The organism is Polaribacter sp. Z022 (assembly GCF_023555495.1).
Taxonomy (GTDB): domain Bacteria; phylum Bacteroidota; class Bacteroidia; order Flavobacteriales; family Flavobacteriaceae; genus Polaribacter.
In genome coordinates this window covers 300,260-322,204 of the sequence record NZ_JALCZO010000004.1, presented here as the reverse complement: position 1 = coordinate 322,204, position 21,945 = coordinate 300,260, and the positions used below count along the sequence as shown (strand labels likewise).

General features: G+C 28.2%; 10 protein-coding genes. 5 read left to right on the top strand and 5 right to left on the bottom strand.

Annotation, left to right across the window (positions count from 1 at the left end):
• The first annotated feature begins 307 nt into the window (after positions 1 to 307).
• From MPF13_RS11040 to MPF13_RS11020, 5 genes are all read left to right on the top strand, one after another.
• On the top strand, positions 308 to 2,536 hold the full coding sequence (locus tag MPF13_RS11040; RefSeq protein WP_249982577.1) for a beta-glucosidase: 2,229 nt from the start codon (positions 308 to 310) through the stop codon (positions 2,534 to 2,536).
• A gap of 65 nt (positions 2,537 to 2,601) precedes the next feature.
• Positions 2,602 to 3,477, top strand: a complete 876-nt coding sequence (locus MPF13_RS11035) for a carboxylesterase family protein (RefSeq protein WP_249982576.1) — start codon at positions 2,602 to 2,604, stop codon at positions 3,475 to 3,477.
• Positions 3,478 to 3,480: 3 nt separating this feature from the next.
• Complete coding sequence (locus tag MPF13_RS11030; protein ID WP_249982575.1) at positions 3,481 to 4,455, top strand: SMP-30/gluconolactonase/LRE family protein; 975 nt, start codon at positions 3,481 to 3,483, stop codon at positions 4,453 to 4,455.
• Between the two features lie 8 nt (positions 4,456 to 4,463).
• Positions 4,464 to 6,716 (top strand): beta-glucosidase BglX, encoded by a 2,253-nt coding sequence (gene bglX, locus MPF13_RS11025; RefSeq protein ID WP_249982574.1) that lies wholly within the window; start codon positions 4,464 to 4,466, stop codon positions 6,714 to 6,716.
• A gap of 6 nt (positions 6,717 to 6,722) precedes the next feature.
• A complete protein-coding gene (locus tag MPF13_RS11020; protein WP_249982573.1) occupies positions 6,723 to 8,063 on the top strand; it encodes a GntP family permease in 1,341 nt (446 codons plus the stop codon).
• Here the strand turns inward: MPF13_RS11020 and MPF13_RS11015 are convergent.
• From MPF13_RS11015 to MPF13_RS10995, 5 genes are all read right to left on the bottom strand, one after another.
• On the bottom strand, positions 8,060 to 11,344 hold the full coding sequence (locus MPF13_RS11015) for a VCBS repeat-containing protein (RefSeq protein ID WP_249982572.1): 3,285 nt from the start codon (positions 11,342 to 11,344) through the stop codon (positions 8,060 to 8,062). The genes MPF13_RS11020 and MPF13_RS11015 overlap by 4 nt on opposite strands.
• A 102-nt stretch (positions 11,345 to 11,446) precedes the next feature.
• Complete coding sequence (locus tag MPF13_RS11010; RefSeq protein ID WP_249982571.1) at positions 11,447 to 12,991, bottom strand: RagB/SusD family nutrient uptake outer membrane protein; 1,545 nt, start codon at positions 12,989 to 12,991, stop codon at positions 11,447 to 11,449.
• Positions 12,992 to 13,011: 20 nt separating this feature from the next.
• Positions 13,012 to 15,996 (bottom strand): SusC/RagA family TonB-linked outer membrane protein, encoded by a 2,985-nt coding sequence (locus MPF13_RS11005; RefSeq protein WP_249982570.1) that lies wholly within the window; start codon positions 15,994 to 15,996, stop codon positions 13,012 to 13,014.
• Positions 15,997 to 16,355: 359 nt separating this feature from the next.
• Positions 16,356 to 20,504 (bottom strand): hybrid sensor histidine kinase/response regulator transcription factor, encoded by a 4,149-nt coding sequence (locus tag MPF13_RS11000; RefSeq protein WP_249982569.1) that lies wholly within the window; start codon positions 20,502 to 20,504, stop codon positions 16,356 to 16,358.
• Positions 20,505 to 20,532: 28 nt separating this feature from the next.
• Positions 20,533 to 21,912, bottom strand: a complete 1,380-nt coding sequence (locus tag MPF13_RS10995) for a sugar porter family MFS transporter (protein ID WP_249982568.1) — start codon at positions 21,910 to 21,912, stop codon at positions 20,533 to 20,535.
• Between the last annotated feature and the right edge of the window lie 33 nt (positions 21,913 to 21,945).

Sequence of the window (21,945 nt, the reverse complement as noted above, 5' to 3'; positions counted from 1 at the left end):
TTATAATTATTAATAAGAATATAAAACAGTAAACTATTTTATTATTTAAACTAATTGATAAAAAAAGCCATCTTTTAAAAGATGGCTTTTTTATTAAAAACTTTAAAAGATTATTATTTTAAATTTTAAGATTTAATATAAAGAAGTTTATTTGAATTGAGTAAATAGTAGCATAAATGTGTTATGCTTTTAAGAATTACTACTACTGTCAATAAATTGCAACAAATGTTTTAATCTTAGTTGAATTAGTTTTATTGATATTATAGGTTAAAAATTAGTTTTATCAAAAAATTTGAATAATTATAATATGAGAGTAGTTTTTAATAAAAAAATAGCATTATTGATTTTTATTTTTTGCTTGCAAACATCATTTTTTAATGCACAAGATAATATTCCTAAGATACAATTTCCACAAGGCGAAATTACTTCAGTAGTATTAGAGGCTAAAATTGATAGTATTATTAATGTATTAACGTTAGAAGAAAAAGTTGCAATGACGCATGCTCAATCTAAATTTAGTACAAAAGGAGTAGAAAGATTAGGAATACCAGAAGTTTGGATGTCTGATGGACCTCATGGAGTAAGAGAAGAAATTAGTTGGGATGCATGGGAAAATGCGGGTTGGACAAATGATGCCATTACAGCTTTTCCTGCATTAACTTGTTTGGCAGCAACATTTAATCCTGAATTATCTGGAGAATATGGTTTTAATTTAGGAGAGGAAGCTAGATACAGAGAAAAAGATGTGCTTTTAGGACCAGGGGTTAATATTTATAGAACACCATTTAATGGAAGAAATTTTGAGTATTTAGGTGAAGATCCTTTTTTAGCATCAACAATGGTTGTTCCTTATATTAAAGGTGTGCAAAAAAACGGTATTGCTGCTTGTGTAAAACATTTTGCTTTAAACAATCAAGAGCATTTAAGAGATAAAATAAATGTAGAAGTAAGTGATAGAGCTTTATATGAAATTTATTTACCAGCTTTTAAAGCTGCTGTTCAAGAGGGAAAAGTTTGGGCTTTAATGGGAGCTTATAATAAATTTAGAGGCCAATATACAACTCATAATAAGATTTTAAATAAAATTTTAAAAACAGATTGGGGTTATGATGGTGTTGTAATTAGCGATTGGAGTTCTGTTCACTCTACTAAAGAAGCAGCATTATATGGTGTTGATATGGAAATGGGAACAGGAACAGATGGTTTAGGTACAACTACAAATAATCATTATCAACATTATTATTTAGCCAACCCATTTTTAAAAGCTTTAAAAAAGGGTGAATTGAGTGAAGATTTAGTTAATGATAAAGTTAGAAGAATTTTAAGATTAATTTATAGAACAAGTCTTAATCCTAATAGAGCTTTAGGAAAAATGAATAATAAAGAACATCATAAAGTTGCAAGAAAAATTGCTACTGAAGGTATTGTTTTATTAAAAAATGAAGATAATTTCTTTCCTATAAAAGATAAAAAAGGATTAACTATTGCAGTAATAGGAGAAAATGCAACAAGAAATATGACTCAAGGTGGAGGGTCTTCTCAATTAAAACCTTTATTCGAAGTTTCTCCTTTAGAAGGTTTAAGGGCTAGATATAAAAATGCAAAAATTATTCACACAATGGGATTCGAATCTGGTGCTTCTGTTTATGATGAAGTAGTTCCTGCTAGTTTAAATCAAGATTCTTTATACGTAAAAGCTATTGAAGTTGCTAAAAAAGCAGATATCGTTTTATTTGTTGGTGGCTTAAACAAGAGTCATCACCAAGATAGTGAAGGAGATGATAGAGAAGTTTTTGCTTTACCTTTTGGTCAAGAAAAATTAATAAACGGAATTCAAGAAGTTAATAAAAATTTAGGGTTTTTATTGTTAACTGGTAATGCAGTAGAAATGAATTGGTTGCCAAAAACAAAAGGAGTTATTCAAACTTGGTATTTGGGTAGTATGGCAGGTCATGCTATTGCAGATATTGTGAGTGGAGATGTAAATCCATCAGGTAAATTACCTTTTTCTTTTCCTAAAAAGTTAGAAGACAATGCTGCACATTCTTTTGGGAAATTATCTTATCCAGGTATTGATGAAAATCAATATTATAAAGAAGATATTTTGGTAGGATATAGATGGTTTGATACTAGAAAAATTGAACCACAGTTTGCTTTTGGTTATGGTTTGTCATACTCAAGTTTTAAAATTTCAGATGTAAAAATAAATCAAAAAAAATATTCTGAAAATGATAAAATTAAAGTAACCTTCAATGTTTCAAATACAGGGAATAGAGAAGGAGCAGAGGTGGTTCAAGTTTATGTAGGTAAATACAAATCTAAGGTAAAAAGAGCTTTAAAGGAATTAAAAGGTTTTACAAAAGTAAACTTAGAAAAAGGACTACAAAAAACTGCTTCTGTAACTCTTAATGTTTCAGATTTAGCTTATTATAATACAGAAATTTCAAGTTGGTCTTTAGAAAAAGGTACTTATTATATATATGTTGGTAACGCCTCTAATAATATTACAAAAAAAATTAAATTTAGTATTTTATAATTGTGTAGTTAATTAAGGTAAGAAGCAGTGTAAATTATTTACACTGTTTTTTTAATTTTTATAAAATGAAAAATAAAATATTAATTGCAATTTTAATTAGTTGTTTTTTTTCTTGTAGCTCAAAAAATACTTTTGATAAAGTAGAAAAGTTTAGTGAAAAATGGATTTTAAATAATGTAGATAGTTTATTAGAGAAAAAAACATATTTTTCTAGTAATGGTTTAAAACTACCTTATCGATTATTTTCACCTAAAAGTATTAAAAATAAGAATGTTCCATTGGTAATATTTTTGCATGGTAGAGGAGAAAGAGGTACAGAAAATGGAGAAAGAATATATAGAAATGCAGGTTTTATAATGAATGAAAACTCCTTAATAACACCTCAATCTCAAAAACAATACCCTTGTTATATTTTAATACCACAATGTTCTAATAAAACAGAAAATGAAGAATGGGCAAAATGGATTGGAAATTCTCCTGAAGCTCCCTTTAAAGGTTTAACTAAAGAAGGTGCTTATTTAATGAGCCCAACTCCTTCTAGTTCTGGTGAAGCAACTTTAGAATTGATAGAAAAGTTAAGAAAAGAATTACCAATTGATAATTCTAGAATATACATTACAGGTTTATCTATGGGAGGTTTTGGAACTTGGGAGTTTATTTCAAGAAAGCCACATTTATTTGCAGCAGCAATACCTATGGCAGGATATTCAGATTCAAATCAATTAGAAAAAATTAAAGAAATTCCTATTTGGATATTTCACGGAAATAAAGATAAATGGAATCCTGTTGAAGGATCTAGAAATATGTATAATCTTCTTAAAGAAGTCAATAAAAATGCAAAATATACAGAATATAATTTGGGTCATGGAGACACTTTTAAAAAAGCATTTTTAGAACCAGAATTAATTACTTGGATGTTTTCAAAAACCAAAATAAAATAATTTATGTTAAAAAAAATAGTACTTATTGCTCTAGCAATATTAATTTTTGGATGTACAAAAAACAATAAAGAAAATAAATCACAAGTGAATAACATAGCAACTTTAGAATATGAAGTTAAAGCCACTTTAGGGGAAGGTGCAATTTGGAATTACAAAACACAAGAATTGTATTGGGTAGATATTGAAGGAAAACAATTAAATATTTACAACCCTAAAACGAAAAAAAATAGAGTTCTAGCAACTACTTCAAGAATTGGAACTGTTGTACCTTTTTCTGAAAAAGAAGCAATTGTAGCTTTAGAAGATGGTGTTCATAAAATAAATTTAGAAACGGGCAAAAGTTCTTTGTTTACAGATATGAAAAGTGAATTGCCTGAAAGTAGATTAAATGATGGTAAATGTGATCCTGCAGGAAGATTTTGGGTAGGTTCTATGCATTTTAATCAAATAAAAGGTAAAGCAAATTTATATACCATTAATTCTGAAAATGAATTGCAAAAAAAGATTGATAGTGTTACCATTTCTAACGGAATAGTTTGGAAGTCAGATAAAAAAACAATGTATTATATAGATACTCCTACATCTTCAATTAAATCATACGAATACGATAATAAAACTGGAGAAATTTCTAATGAAAAAATTGCTGTTCAAATTCCAGAATCTCTTGGCTTTCCAGATGGAATGACAATTGACAATGAAAATATGCTTTGGGTAGGTATGTGGAATGGTAATGCAGTTATTCGTTTTAATCCAAATACAGGTAAAGTGATATCTAAAATAATTGTACCAGCACATAATGTTACTTCTTGTGCTTTTGGGGGTGAAAACTTAGATGAATTATTTATAACAACTGCACGAGTTGATATGACAGAAGGTGAATTAAAAAAATACCCTTTAGCAGGTTCTATATTTAAATTTAAAACTTCTGTAAAAGGAGTAAAAAGTAATTTTTATAAAGAAAATAAACCAACCAAATAAAACACACAATGAAAAAAATAATCTTTTTACTAGTTCTAATAATTACACTTATAAGTTGTAAAGAAAATAAGACCTCTTTTGTAAAAGATGCAACTCACGAAGTAAAGATTGAAGCACTTCTTTCTAAAATGACTTTAGAAGAAAAAATTGGTCAAACAAATCTTAGAGGAGTATCTAGTAGAGCAAAATCATTACCTAGTAATATAAAAGAATCTGTAAGAAAAGGAAATGTTGGTGCATTTTTAAACATCATGAATTTAGAATATGTAGATGAATTACAAAGAATTGCAGTTGAAGAAAGTCCTAATGGAATTCCATTAATTTTTGGTAGAGATGTAATACATGGTTTTAAAACAATGTTTCCAATTCCATTAGGTTTAGCTGCAACTTGGGATGCACAAATAGTAGAAAAATCTTCAGAAATTGCCGCTTTTGAAGCTTCTGCTTATGGAATAAGATGGACGTTTGCACCAATGTTAGATATTGCTAGAGATAGCAGATGGGGTAGAATTGCAGAGTCTCCAGGAGAAGATCCATATTTAGCAACAATTTTAGGAGCTGCTTATGTTAAAGGTTTTCAAGGTGATGATTTAAGTAATCCTTATAGAATTGCAGCTTCTGCAAAACATTATATAGCTTATGGAGCAGCCATTGGAGGTAGAGATTATAATACAGTAAATATGAGCGAGCCTTTATTAAGAAATGTGTATTTACCACCTTTTAAATCTGCTATAGACGCTGGTTCTGCAACAGTAATGAGTTCATTTAATGAAATAAATGGAATACCTGCAACAGGAAACCAATTTTTATTAAAAGACGTTTTAAGAGGGGAGTTAAAATTTGACGGTTTTGTTGTAAGTGATTGGGATTCTGTAATTGAAATGGTGGCTCATGGTTATGCAAGTGATGAAAAACATGCTGGAGAATTAGCAGCTAAAGCTGGTTTAGATATGGAAATGACTAGTACAGCATATGAAGATCATCTTAAAAAATTAATAGAAGAAAAGAAAGTAACAATTGAAGAATTAAACGATTTTGTTCGTAATATTTTAAGAGTGAAATTTAGGTTGGGGTTATTTGAAAATCCTTACAGAAATAAAGAACATACTGGGAAATTTTACTCAAAAAACCATTTAAAAGAAGCTAAAAAAGCAGCTATAGAAAGTACTGTTTTATTAAAAAATAAAAATTCAATTTTACCACTTTCAGAAAAAACAAAAGTGGCAATTATTGGACCTTTGGCAAATGCACCTCATGAGCAATTAGGTACTTGGGCTTTTGATGGTGAAAAAGAGCATACTAACACACCTTTGCATGCATATAAAAAGGCAAATACTAATTTTACATTTGCTAAAGGATTGGATTATAGTAGAGATAAATCTAAAAAAGGATTTAAAGAAGCTATAGAAGTTGCTAAAAAATCTGATGTTATTTTATTTTTTGGAGGAGAAGAAGCTATTTTATCAGGAGAAGCTCACAGTAGAGCAAATATTGATTTACCTGGAGCTCAAGAAGAATTAATTAAAGTATTAGCTAAAACCGGAAAACCAATTGTTTTGGTAATTATGGCAGGTAGACCTATAACAATAACCAACATTATTGATAAAATTGATGTGGTTTTAATGGGCTGGCATCCAGGAACAATGGGAGGAGAAGCGTTATATGAAATTATAAACGGCATAAGTTCACCAGAAGGTAGATTACCTGTTTCTTGGCCAAAAACTGCAGGACAGTTGCCATATTTTTATAATCATAAAAATACTGGAAGACCAGCAGATAGTAGCAATTTTGTTCATATTGATAAAATTCCAATTGCTGCATGGCAAAGTTCTTTAGGAAATGATTCTCATTATTTAGATGCTGGTTTTACACCTCATTTTCCTTTTGGTTATGGTTTAACTTATACAACATTTAGTTATTCAAACATTTCAATTTCAAAAGAAAGTATCAAATTTAATGAAGATTTAAATGTTAAAGTAAACGTAACAAATACTGGAAAAAAAGCAGGAAAAGAAACTGTTCAGTTATACATTCAAGATGTTGTTGGTAGTATTACAAGACCTGTAAAAGAATTGAAAAGATTTCAGCATGTTTTCTTAAAGAGTGGAGAATCTAAAGAAATTACGTTTAAAATATCTTCTAAAGATTTAGAATTTGTAAATCATAAATTAATAAAAACTGCTGAAGCTGGTAAATTTAATCTTTGGGTTGGACCAAATTCTGTAGAAGGTTTAAAAGAAACTTTTTTTATTAAAAACTAAATTTAAATGATAGATTTTTCTTTAATAACTGCAGTATTTTTAGGAATAGCTATTTTGTTATTTTTAATTTTAAGATTAAAAATACCTGCTTTTATTGCACTATTAATTGCAAGTATTTCTGTAGGTATATTTTCTGGAATGAATCCTTTAGATATAGTAAACACCATAAAAACTGGTATGGGTAATACCTTAAGTTTTGTTGCAACAGTTGTTGGTTTAGGTGCAATGTTTGGTGCTATTTTAGAGCATTCAGGAGGTGCAGAAGCTTTGGCAAATTATCTATTACATAAGTTTGGAGAAAAAAATGCTTCTTGGTCATTAATGATTACCGGTTTTTTTATAGCAATTCCTGTTTTTTTTGATGTTGCTTTCATCATTTTGGTGCCTTTAATTTATTCTTTACAGCGTAAAACTAAAAAATCTCTACTCTTATATGCTATTCCTTTATTAGCAGGATTAGCAATAACGCATTCGTTTATACCACCTACACCTGGACCTGTTGCAGTAGCAGATATTTTAAAAGCTGATTTGGGTTGGGTTATATTATTGGGTTTTATTGTTGGTATTCCTTCTGCAATTATTAGTGGGCCTTTATTTGCAAAATATATCTCTAAAAAAATATTTGTAGAAGCACCAGTTATTAATAAAAAACATCAATATAAAAAATACCCAGCAATAAGTCTAATATTGGCTATTATAGGAATTCCAATTGTATTAATAGTAAGTAACACTGTTTTAAACAGCCCTTTATTTGAAGAAGGTACAATTCCTGTTCAAATAAAGAATTGGTTACAAATGATTGGACATCCATTTTCAGCTTTAATTATTGCCAATTTAATTGCTTGGTATTTATTAGGAATTAGAAGAGGTTATCATAAAGAGACATTATTAAAGATTACAACTAAATCTATGGAAGCTGCTGGTATTATTATTTTGTTAACGGGTGCAGGAGGTGTTTTTAAACAAGTTTTAATTAATACAGGTACAGGCACAATGTTAGCAAATTATTTTGCAGACAAAGGTTTTAGTATTCTTGTTTTTGCTTTTTTAGCAGCTGTTGTTGTTAGAGTATTACAAGGTTCTGCAACAGTAGCTATGATTACTGCTGCAGGTATAACTGCCCCTTTATTAGCTGTAGATATAACAGAAATTGATAAAGCTTTATTAGTAATATCTATAGCTTCAGGAGCTTCTATAATGTCTCACGTTAATGATAGTGGCTTTTGGCTAGTAAGTAAATATTTAGGCATTAATGAGAAACAAACTTTTAAAAGTTGGTCTGTAATGACCACTTTATTGTCTGTTGTTGGTTTCACTACTGTTATGATACTTTCTTTTATATTTTAATTATTAATTTTAAAATATTGTACTTCATCATTATTTTTTCCAATAATGATATAATTTTCATTGTTGATTTTCATTTCAGACATTTCTTTTACATCACCTGTAGCAAAAAAACCGCTTTCTAAAACAGAAACTGCATTAAAAGTACCATTTCCATTCCCTTTTAAGAATAATCCATAACTGGCATCGTTTCTTGGTGTTTCTACCTCAGAATTATGTAGGTTTCCAGCAATTAAAGCATCTAAATTTCCATCTTTATCATAATCGTTTACCAATATTTTTTGAATACTTGAAAATTGTGATTCAACAGGAAGCTTATGAATTTTAAAAGTCCCTCCTTTATTCTCTAAATAGATACTGGCAAAAGATTTTACTTGATAATGTAAAGCGTTTTCTAGATTCTTTTTTCCGTAAACATCTATTAAAGTTGCTTGCGAAAAACCTTCGTAATTTTTAAATTTACTTTTAATTCCAGGTATTTGTTGAGAAGAACATTCTCTTCCACGAAGTGGATATTGCTTACCTTCATTATAATAACTTAATACAATATCACTTTTATTGTTTTTATCAAAATCATTAACATAAATATCAAAAGTTTCGTTTTCTGTTGCTTTGTATTTATAATTTAAACCATTATTTCCAAGAATATAATCTATATCACCATCATTATCAAAATCTCCTTGATTAATACTCCACCACCAACCAGTAGTGTCTTTTGATAAGCCCATTTTTTTAGAAACATCTTCAAATGTTCCTTTATTATTTTTAAATACTTTGATAGACATCCATTCTCCAACAATAATAATATCTTGCCAAGAATCATTATTAAAATCTGTAATTACAGCACTTGTAGCCATTCCTAAATCTGAAAATAAAGTAGAAGAGGTGTTTTCTAATTTTATATTTGAAAAGGTAGATTTATTTTCTAAAAGATAACTTGTAGCAGCTAAAGGATATTTACCAGGGACTTGTCTTCCTAAAACAAAAATATCTTGTTTTCCATCTTTATTAAAGTCAATTTGATATACTTTAGATCCGCTTGAAGTAAGTTTTGGTAAAGATTTATTTGATTTTATAAAATTGCCTTTACCACTATTAATGTAAAGTCTATCTTGCAACATAGATGAGTTTTTAACATACTCATAACCACCACTTACAACATATAAATCTTTATCTCCATCTAAATCTACATCAAAAAATAAAGATCCTAAATCTTCTGAAAGTTTGTCTTTTTCTATAGACGGAATTTTAGTTTCAACAAAATTTCCGTTTTCTTGTAAAAATAATTTAGAAGGATTACCAAAAGAACCGCCTAAAAAATAATCATCTAATCCATCATTGTTTACATCTGTTACTGTTAAAGTTGGCCCTAATGTAGACATTTTATGAGGCAATAAAACTTGTTTGTCAAAATCGTTAAAATCGTTTTCTTTATGTTTAGGTTTTAGAAAACTGTATACTTCAGAAAATAAAGTATTCTTCTTTTTGAGTTCTTTTTTTTGTTGATTTTTATCTGAATCTGTATAATTAATTGTTAATAATTGATTCGTAGAAACTTTATTTAAAACTTGAGTTTTACCATCTTGCCAAATAATTTTTAGACTATCAATTGTTGTATTATTATTTAACCCAAAATGAATTTCTGGAGCAACAGAAGATTGAAAACCTCTAGTTAGGGTTAATTCTTGCATTTGTTTTTTTCCATCAGAAAAAACATAAGCTCTACTACCTAAACCAAATTTATTAGCATTTTTCCCATTTAATCTTAGTTTTAAATAATTACTGTTTTTAGAACTATTGTTGTTAAAAATAGTTGCCTTTTCATCAATGTTATTTACAATTATTTCTAGATCTCCATCATTATCTAAGTCTGCATAAACTGCTCCGTTTGAAAAACCTTTATGTTCTAATCCCCATTGTTTACCTACATTTTTAAAATCTAAATTTCCATTATTTTTAAACATAAAGTTGTCTATTTTTTCACTAGGAATCATTTTAGTTTTTTCTAGATAAGAATATTTATCATATTCTTTTTTACCAATTTTTTTAAAAAAATCTTTGTTATTAACCTCTCTTCTTGTACCGTTTGTAACAAACAAATCTTTAAATCCATCATTGTCAAAATCTGCAAATAATGGTCCCCAACTCCAATCAGTAGAAGAGGTGCCTGTTAATCTTGAGATATTTGAAAACTTTGGAATTCCATCATTAATCAGTCCAGAATTTAACTGTAAGCAATTGTGCATATATTGATAATGAAAACCGTAGAAAACAGTTTCAAAAAACAATTTAGGATTCATACTAGCCATATTTGCTTTTTGACGACGATTGTTGTTAGAATCCATATCTACTTGAAAAATGTCTAAAAAACCATCGTTATTTATATCTGAAATATCTATCCCCATTCCGTAAAAAGAAGTTTGAGAAGTAGCTTTTTTTACTACCTCTTTAAAAGTACCATCTTGATTATTGATATATAAAAAATCAGGAATGCTGTAATCATTAGAAACATATAAATCTTGCCAACCATCATTATTAATATCAGATGCTGTAATACCTAATGAAAAGCTATAATTTTTAACACCAGCTTGTTCAGTAACATCTGTAAATACTGTACCATCATTTCTAAAAAGTTTATCTGTTTCATTATCAGAAGCATTTTTCATTCTGTTTTTATAAATCATATTTGAAGTAGAAGGGTGTGCTATTGGGTAATTAGCTATGTAAAGATCTAAATCGCCATCATTATCATAATCAAAAAAAGTTGATTGGACAGAGTTTGCAGTATGATCTATCCCATATTTTTTTGCTTTTTCTGTAAAGGTATTATCTCTATTATTAATAAAAAGTTGATTGTTTTTTACACCATTTTTGCCAGCAACAGAGCAATATACATCTAAATAACCATCGTTATTTACATCTGCCATTGTTGCACCTGTATACCATCTTTTATCACCAGAAATGTTAGCTTTTTCAGTAATATCTTCAAATTGTAAATTTCCTTTGTTTAAGTATAATTTATTTTTTACTTGATTTCCTGTAAAAAATAAATCTAACAATCCATCATTATTTATGTCTCCAACAGAAACACCACCTCCCATATATATAGAAGTGTATTTAAAATAATTTAATGAATCTGTTTCTTTTAAATTATTACTAAAATGAATATTTGTTTTTTCTGATGTTACTTTGTTGAAAACAGTTTCTTTATTTTTCTGATCTTTATTATTAGAACAATTTATAAATAACGAAATGATAAATATTATGATGATTGACTTATTCATAATTATGCATAATTGATAGTGTTTTGTAAAAATAAATAAAGCAGTATGAGATTAAACACATACTGCTTTATTTTTTTGTAATCAAAATTGGGTGTTGTATGATTAGTATCCTGGGTTTTGATCAGCAACAGTTAATTCACTGTTTTTGTCAATTTCTGTAATTGGAATAGGAAACAAATCATTTGTAGAAGAATATCCAGTACCAGCTAGTTCTGTACTAGCTTTTCCCCAACGAACTAAATCCCAAAAACGTTGTCCTTCATGTGCTAATTCTAAATATTTTTCGTTTACAATTGCTTCAAATAAAGCATTTCCAGATGTTGTTACATCTATATCAACTAATCCAGCTCTATTTCTTACTTTATTTAATTCAGCTCTAGCAGCAGCATCTTGCCCACCAGCTTTATTATATGCTTCAGCTGCTAGTAATAATACTTCTGCATATCTAAACAATCTAAAGTTTGTACTGTAATTTAATTCTCTAACTCCTCCAGAACTTGTATCTTCAGATTTTGTTGCGTATTTAATTCTAATAGCACCTTCATAATCCCATATTACACCACCAGAAGCAGCAGTTGCGTCAACTTTACCTCCTGCTGCAATTAGTTCATTTTCAGTCATAAGTGTTGCCGCTTTTCTCTTAACATCTCCTGCAGTATCAAATGCAGTAGCTAATTTATTTGTAGGTAAATTAAAACCCCATCCATTTATTAAACCAGTCCCAGTTAAATCGAAAATTCCATCACCTCTAGGTCCCATTAATTGAATATGTAAATTACTTTCATTTCTTCCACCCCAAGCAATATTACCCCAATCTCTTGCAGTAGTTGATACAAAACCAATTTCGAATAATGATTCTTTACCAAATTCATTACTAATGCTCCAAACATCTCCTGGATCTGTTTCTAAATCATGAGAAGGGTTGTTAATTACACTTTGAAAATATGGAATTGCTTCAGAATATTTTTCTTGAAAAACCAATACTTTACCCATTAACGCTTGAGCAGTACCTTTAGAAACTCTAAAGTTATCTGACAAAGCGCTTTTTTCTGGCAAAGAAGCAATTGCATCTGTTAAGTCTAATTTAATTTGTGCATATACATCTGCTCTAGAAGATTTTGCAATACCAAATTCTTCTGCACCAGTTGGTACTGTTAAACGTAAAGGAATGTCTCCAAACATAGTAGTTAACTCCATATAAGACCAAGCTCTCATAAATTTTGCTTCTGCTAATGCTTTATCTTTATTGCTTAAACTAGAGTCTTTGATGTTTTCAATAACAAGGTTAGATAATGCTATTGTTCTATAAAAAAGATCCCATACACTTGCTATTGATACATTAGATGATGATACATTTGCATAATCATCTATGTTTTGTAATTGACCTTGATCTTCAGAGTTTCCACCTGCAGCATTAGAATCATCACCAGGTAATAGTTTTACTAAAAATGCACTGTGCCAGTCTCTACCATAATTATATTGCATTAAGTCATAAATACCTATAATTGCTGTTTCTACATTATCTTCTTCTAGAAAATATGTTTCTAAATCTTCGACGTTAAGTCTAGGGTTTACTGTAAAGTCTTCACTACAAGAGTAAACTCCTAAGAAAAGAATTAAAATAATTGATAAAAATATTTTTTTCATAATAAGTTATATTGTTTTTATTAAAAGTCTAGAGATAATCCAAATATTGCTTTGGCAGCAGTAGGATAAAATCCTCTATCAACTCCAATACTATTATAGTTAAAGTTACCAATTTCTGGATCTAAACCTTTATATCCAGTAAAAGTAAAATAGTCATCTAAAGAAATATAAACTCTTAAGTTTTTTGCATGAATTCTTTTAGTAACATGTTCTGGTAAAGTATATCCTAATTGAATTTGTTTAATTCTCATAAAAGAACCATCTTCTACCATTAAATCTGTTTGATAAGACCCAATAACACTACCTGCTCCAGGATATTTTGCTACATCTCCAGGATTTTGCCATCTGTCAGTAAAGAAATGTACTGGTTTATTTGTGATTGCTCTAGATGGTTGGTGGTATGTAGATATAATATCATTACCAATAGTTCCTTGAAATTGAATATTAAAATCGAACGCTTTATAACCTAAGCTAATATTACCACCAAATAACACATCTGGATGAGGTGAACCTATATTAGTTTTATCTGCATTTGTAATAGTATTATCTTTATTGGTATCTACAATAATTACTTCACCAGTATTAGTGTCAATTCCGTTAGTTTTATATCCATAAAAATACCAAGAAGGTTGTCCTTCTGTAAATCTAGTAATTCCATCTGCATTTTGTGGTGCTCCAGCTCCATTAAGAGAAGTTCCTTCTGGTACAAAAAGAATTTCTGTAACATTATTTTGTAAAGTAGATAAGTTTGCATTTATGTTATAACTAAGTCCGCTTTCAGAAGTATCACCATAACCAACTTCAAATTCAAAACCTTTATTTTCAATAGTACCAGCATTAAATTCGTTAGAAACAAAACCAGCAGAACCAGGTGTAATTAAACTTCCATTATTTACAATTGCATCTCTAGTAGTTTTCTTGTAGTAATCCATAGAAAAATTTAATCTATTATCTAAAGCTCTTACATCTACACCAAAATCTAATTGTTCTGAAGTTTCCCAAACTAAATTAAGATTAGAATATCCAGTAATTTGTGAACCAGTATTACCTAAATAATCAATTCCTAATCCATTTATAGTAGATGTAATGTATGTTTTATCAGAATTACCACTTAAGTTACTTCTACTACCATTTTGTCCCCAACTAGCTCTAAGTTTTAAGTAATTAATTTTAGAATCTTCTTTCCAAAAACCTTCATTTGAAACTACCCAACCAGCTGAAAAAGCAGGGAAAGTACCAACTTTGTTTGCTGTAGGGAACTTGTCTGATTTATCTCTTCTTAACGAAGCTTCAAATAAGTATTTATTATCATAATCATATGAAAATCTTCCAAACATAGATACCATATTATCTGGCCAAGGATCTATTTGGTTAATTTGGGTATTAAAATCTGGTAAATCAAAATCAAAACCAGTAAAATTAGCTATTGAAGTAGATCCACTTCTAGAGATAATAGTTTTGACTCTAGTGTTTTCTGCAGAATAACCTGCTAATAATTTAAAATTATGATTTCCAACTTCTTTTTCATAAGAAGCAAAGTTTTCCCATAACCATCTTTTTGATTCTACAATACCTTGAGAACCAGTATAAGCAGTATTTGCAGCTTCAGAAGTAACATAATATGGGTTAATTGTATTTCTAGTATCCCATTCATTTTCATCATAACCAAATCTAGATGTAAAAGAAAAACCTTTAAAAGGCTTTACCTTTAAATAAGCCGAAGTTAATAATTGATAAGAATCAACAACTGTTCTATTAATTTCATTTGCATATGCAACTGGGTTTATAACTTCTCCTGTAGAATAACTAGGGTAACCATAAACATTACCATTTTGGTCTGTTAATAATGGTACTCCATTATTAGTGGCTCTATCTTTAACAGATTGTGGCACTTGTCCATTAGGATATACAACAGGTGTTAAAGGATCTAATATTAATGCATTTTGAATAACACCTCTTGTATCACTATTTTCTGGGATTCCTCTTTTATCTGAAGATGAGTAAGTTGTATTTACACCAACTTCTAACCACTTAGTAACATCTGCTTTTAAATTTACTCTAAAAGTACTTCTTTTAAAAGAATCATTTGCACCAGTAATAATACCTTCTTGATTTAAATGAGATGCAGAAGTATAATAAGAAAAATGTTCTGTAGCTCCAGATATGTTTATGTCATTTCTATGCATTAATGCATTAGAAAATGTTTCATCAATCCAGTTTGTATTATATCCATTATCAACTACGCTAGAAATTCCAGCTTCATTCATGTATTGAACAAATTGAGAAGCATTCATTAATTCCATTTTAGTTTTTAATGATTGCACTCCTAATTGAGAATTAAAAGAAATTTTTAAACCTCCTTTTTTCCCTTTTTTAGTAGTAACAATTACAACACCATTTGCACCTTCTGTACCATAAATTGCAGCAGAAGCAGCATCTTTTAAAATTTCTATGTTAGCAATATCAGATGGAGCTAAATCTGCAATAGATGAAGTTTTCATACCATCTACAATAAATAAAGGTTCTGAGTTTCCACTAGATCCTGCACCACGAATTCTAATTTTTGCACCAGAACCAGGTGAACCAGAAGAAGATGAAACTGTTACACCAGATGTTCTACCTTGTAAAACAGCTTCTACTCTTTGATTAGAAGAGCTTTTAATTTGTTTAGAATCGATACTTGAAATAGAACCAGTTACTAAACTTTTCTTTTTACTACCATAACCAACAACTACAATTTCGTCTAGAGATTCTAAATTATCTTGTAAAACTACATCGATTTTAGTTTTATCACCTACAAGTATTGTTTGCGAATACATACCTAAGTAAGAAAATACTAATTCATTTTTTGGAGATACACCATCTAAGGTATAATTACCATCAAAATCTGTGTTTGCTCCTTTAGTTGTTCCTTTAATAACAACTGATACTCCTGGTAAACTATTTCCTGAGGAATCTTTTACTTTACCAGTAATTGTTTTGTTTTGCGAAAAAACATTCTGCATGCATAATAGTAGACATGCAATAATCGTGACTTTAAATTTTATCATCATTCATATTAATTGGTTAATTAAATATTTTTAGATTAACAACATGTAATTCAAAAGGCTTAATTAAGTTTTTTTCAGTATTAATACTAATAGAATTAACATAATAATTACTATTAATATCTCATACAGAAGTTTTTTAGTTAAGTTGTTTTGTTTCATATATTGTTATACTTGTTTCAAATGTAAATGAACAATCTCTTTTTTTTTAACACATAAAAAACAGAGATTAAAACTATTGAAGCTAATTAACTTTAATTTAACAGTTATGCTACATTTAATTCATTTGGCGCAACAAAAGTTTTATTAGTCAAATTTTAGTGTTCTTTACTTGTCTCTATTTCAGAAGGTAAGACTCCAAAGTGAGCTTTAAAACATTTAGAGAAATAGGATGGAGATGAGAATCCTACGTTAAAACATGCTTCACTTATATTAGCACTACCAGCTTCTAAAATTTGTTTTGCTCTTTCTAATCTTATTCTTCTAATAAACTCATTAACTGTTTGACCTGTTAAAGTTTTAATTTTTCTGTACAACTGACTTCTACTTAATTTTAATTGTGAAGCTAATTCTTCTACACTTAAATTTGAGTCAGAAATATTATCATTAATGTAATCAAGTAATTTTTGAATAAATTCTTTATCAATAGAACTGGAGTTTACAATGTTTTCTGTACCGCTGATTGCACTAAAATATTTATCAAATATTAGTTGTCTACTAGTAATTAACTGAGAAATTCTTAGTTTTAATAATTTTAAATCAAAAGGTTTTACCATGTAAGCATCAGCTCCATTTTCTATTCCTTCAATTCTGTTTTCTATTGTTGTTCTAGCAGTAAGCATTAATAATGGTATATGACTAGTGGAAGCATTTAGTTTTATGGCTTTACAAAATTCGAATCCATCCATTTCTGGCATAACAACATCAGTAATTATAACATCAGGTAATATTTCTTTAGCTATTTTAATTCCGTCTTTTCCTTGAGTAGCTGTATAAACTTTATAATCTGTACTTAATTCAGATTTTAAATAATCTACTAATTCAACATTATCTTCAACAACTAATACTGTTTTTGTTCTAGTAGTATCATCATTTTCTTTTGAAATTGTATTTAATTTAGATGATTTAATAAGAATAAAATCTTCTTTAGAAGTGTCTCTTTTTTCTTCTTCTAAAATTATTTGATCACTATCATAATGATCATTTCCTATAGGAAACAATAACCTGAAAGTTGTACCAGAACCAACTTTACTTTCTACTCTTATATCTCCTTTATGAAGTTGCATAAAATTTTTAACAACTTCTAATCCTATACCAGTGCCACCTATATAAGATTTATTTTGATTTTCTACTTGATAAAAACGCTCAAAAATCTTTTCTACTTCTTCTTTTTTAAGACCAGACCCAGTATCAGAAATGATTATTTCGATAGCTTTTACAGGTTTATTTTTGTTTAATAAGGGCAATACATAAAGTTTGTCATTTGAGAAAAGTTCTATGTTTATTGCTCCTCCTTTAGGAGTTGCTTTTATTGCATTTGATAAAAGATTAAAAATGATTTTTTCAAGCATTTTTTGATCTGCCCAAATTGGTATGTCTGGAATATCAGAATCTACACTAATAAGAATATTTTTATTATTTGCTTCTTCTTGAAAATAGCTAGCTATATTTTGAGTAAATTTAATTAGGTTAATTTCTTTTGCTCTAACAATCATTTTATTAAACTCTAATTTTCTTAAATCCATTAATTCATTTATTAATCGATAAAGTCTATTGGTGTTTTTATAAATTATAGCATGTTTGTTTTTAACTCCTTGTGGTAAGTTTAGGTCTTTGTTATTAATAATATCTTTAATAGGATTTATGATTAATGTTAACGGAGTTCTAAACTCATGAGAAATGTTTGTAAAAAATTGAAGTTTCTTTTTATTTAATTCGTCGTTTTGTGTTTGTTGTAAACGTTCGTTCTTAATTATTTCTTTTTCTTTTATTCTTTTTTGAGTTAAGTTGTTTAGTAAATAGATGCAAAAAAGAAAGGCAATAACATAAATTAATATGGCAATATTTGTTTTCCACCAAGGTGGAAGGATGGTAATTTTTAATTCTAGAGGAGTTTCATTCCAAAAACCATCATTGTTAGAAGCCTTTAGTTTAAAAATATATTCTCCCTGATCTAAATTGGTATAAGTTGCATTTCTTTTATGACCAACATAATTCCAACTTGTTTCATAACCATCTAAATAATAAGCATAATTATTTTTCTCAGGTCTTGTATAATTTAAACCTGTATATTCTATGGTAAATACAGATTGAGTATGAGACAAGTTAATATGTTGAGTTTCTGATATTACTTTTTTTAACGGAGTGTTTTTTGTTTTTGGAGTAATTTGTTCGTTAAATAATTTAAAACCAGTTAAGTGTAAAGAAGGAATGCTGGTATTCTTTTTTATTTCATTTGGGTTAAAAAAATCTAAGCCTTTAAAATTACCAAAATATAATATACCGTTTTCATCTTTTAAAGAAGCTCCAATATTATAATCATTAGATAATAAACCATCTTTAGATGTGTAATTTGTAATTTTTTGTTCTTTAACTTCTATTTTGGTTAAACCAGAATTACCACTAACCCAAATATTTTTATCATTATCTTCAATAATTGTGGCAATATTTTCTTCTTCTAAACCATTAGATTTGTTATACCAAGTAAAAGTGTCTTCTTTTTTATTATATCTACAGAGTCCAGAACCTCTTGTACCAATCCAAATATTATTATCAGAAGATTCATAAATATATAAGATGTTGCTAATACTAGAAATATCTCCATATTCTTTTTGCATTCTTTCTTTTAAGGATTCTACTTTAAATTCTTTATTTCCTAAGTCTTTAATTTTGAATAAACCATTTGCTGTTCCTACCCATATGAAATCTTCAGAATCTACAAAAACAAGCATTATTTTACTTCCTAAAGATTTTTCTTTTAAAAATTCTTTAGAATTGTGCTTGGTAAATTTAGTTGTTTTTGGATTGTATGAATGAATACCTTCAAAAAAGGTAGCCATCCAAATTATTCCATTTGAGTCTTCAGAGAAACTCCTTATTGTGTTAGAGTTAAATTTATTAGAAGTATTAGTTTTATTGTAATTAATAAACTTTTTAGAACCATTTTTTAATAGAAAAATTCCATTATCCCAACTTCCTGCCCATAAATTATTTTGCGAGTCTAAAAATAACCCAACAATATAATCAGAATCTAAACCAGAATACACTGAGTTTTCGTTTTTATTAATGTGAATTATTTTTGAAGTTTTAGGATTGTAAACATCAATTCCACCACCATCTGTAGAAATCCACAAATTTCCAGTTTTGTCTTTTACAATACCTGTAACTGAAGGAATTTTTAAAGAGTTTTTATTATTTGGTAAACTTTTTATGTCTTGAAATTTATCAAAAAGGTGATCACTAACAGCAATACCACTGTTGTAATAACCTAACCAAACTCTGTCATTATTATCTATAAATAATTCCCAAATAGAGTTATGCAATAAACTATTTTCATCTTTTCTACTGTATTTATAATTTTTAATTATATGATCTTCCTTATCAAGGTGAAAAAGGCCATCATTTTCAGTACCAATCATCATTGTGTTATCTGATAATTGGATAATTTTCATAATCTTTTTTGATGTAAAATTTAGTTTCTTTAAACTAATGATATTATTGTTCCTGTCATCAGTTAATTTACATTTATAAATGCCTTCTTCTCTTTGAAAACCAACCCATAAATTATCTTGATTATCAATAAATAAGTTTTCTATAGCAGCATCAATAGTTTTTTTATTATCAGTAAATAATCTTGTGTGAATTAATTTATTATGAATAAAATCTATTTCTTTTAATCCAATATTTGTACCTACAAAAGTTTTACCCTGTTTTGTGTGAAGTATGCTTTGAATACTGATATCTGGAGAATCAGAGCTTAGTATTTTATCAAATTCAAATGTATTTGGGTTTAATTTTAAAAGACCTTTATTATCTGTACCTATCAATATATTTCCAAAAGAATCTTCTTCAATTACAATAACAATTTCTTTATAGTTATTCTCATTATTTAGTTTAATTCTTTTAAATTGATTTAAGTCTTTATTATATAAGTTTAACCCGTTTTCTGTACCAACCCATAATCTCTTCTTACTATCAATAAAAGTAGATTGAACAAGATTACTGCTAATTGAGTTTTCATCTTCAAAATCAAATTTATAAGAAGTATAATCTATACCATCAAATTTATACAAACCTGTTCCTACTGTTCCAATCCAAATAAAACCAGAATTATCTTGTACAATACAAGAAACCCCAACTTTTGGAATACCTTCTATTATGTTTACAAAATTGTGTTCTTTATTTTGGTTTTGCGAAAAAAGTTGTGAGCTTAATAATAGTAAGATTAGAACAAAGTTTTTTTTCATAAAATTTAAATTTTAGATATAATATTTACTATTTATTCCAGATAGATTCTATCTCTTCAAGAGATTTCCCTTTTGTTTCGGGTATAAATTTATAGGTAAAAAAGATGATTATAATTATAAAAAATGAGAAAATAAAGTATGGTAATGATCCATTCCAAAAAGAATTATTATTTACTTCACTAACTGTAACCATGGGAAAAGATTGAGATACTAAATAGTTTCCTGCCCATTGAACAGCTACTGCAACAGACATAGCAACACTTCTTATTTTATTTGGAAACATTTCTGATAATACAACCCAAACTACGGGTCCCATAGAAAGTGCAAAAGAACCAATAAAAATTAAAACTCCTAAAAGAGAAAAGATTCCTATAGACTGTTGTTGAATGGTTATTCCTAAAATTAAAAAACCAGTTAACATTCCAATACTTCCAATATAAATAAGTGGTTTTCTTCCAAATTTATCTACTGTAACCATTGCTATTAAAGTAAATATTAAATTAACAAAAGCTAATAATACTTGTTGTTTTAAAATATCATTCTTTCCAAAACCTAATGATTTTTCAAAAATATCTGCACCATAATATAATACAGCATTTATTCCTGTAAATTGCTGTAATAATGAAAATACAGATCCAATAATTATAATAGTAATTATAGCTTTAGAAAAATAATTTACTTTTCCTTTTGATGTTTCTTTGGCTAAAGAGTTTTTTATTTCTTCAACTTCAACTAGAGCTCTTTCTTCTCCATGAATTTTGGTTAATACAGACAATGCTTCATCATTTTTTCCTTTTAATAACAACCATCTAGGGCTTTTAGGAACTAAAAATAATGCAAATAAAAATAAACCACTTGGTATTAATTCAGACCAAAACATTCTTCTCCACCCAAAAGATAAGTTTTCTAATTCAGTTAAATTATTACCAATAAAATAGGTTACTAAAAACACTGCAAAAAAACCAATTACAATTGCTAGTTGGTAGTAAGTTACAAGTTTACCTCTTTTTTCAGCGGGAGCAATTTCAGCTATATACATTGGTGCATTCATAGAGGCAATACCAATTCCTAAACCACCAATAATTCTAAATACAACTAATAAACTAACAGATTCTTCTAAAAAACTAGGCAGTCCAGAACCCCATGCAGATAAGGTAAATAATATTGCAGAAATAATTAATGAATGTTTTCTACCAATTTTTATACTTAAAGGACCTGCAATTATTGCTCCAAACAAACAACCTAATAGTGCACTTCCAACCACCCAACCTTTAATAGCTGCATCTAATTGAAAATATTTTGTTAGGTAAAATTGAGCGCCGTTTATAACACCAGTATCGTACCCAAAAAGGAGGCCTCCTAAAGCAGTAATTGAAGTAATTAATAATAAAAATTTTACATTATTCATTAGAGATATATTTTAATTTATTTTTTTATAATA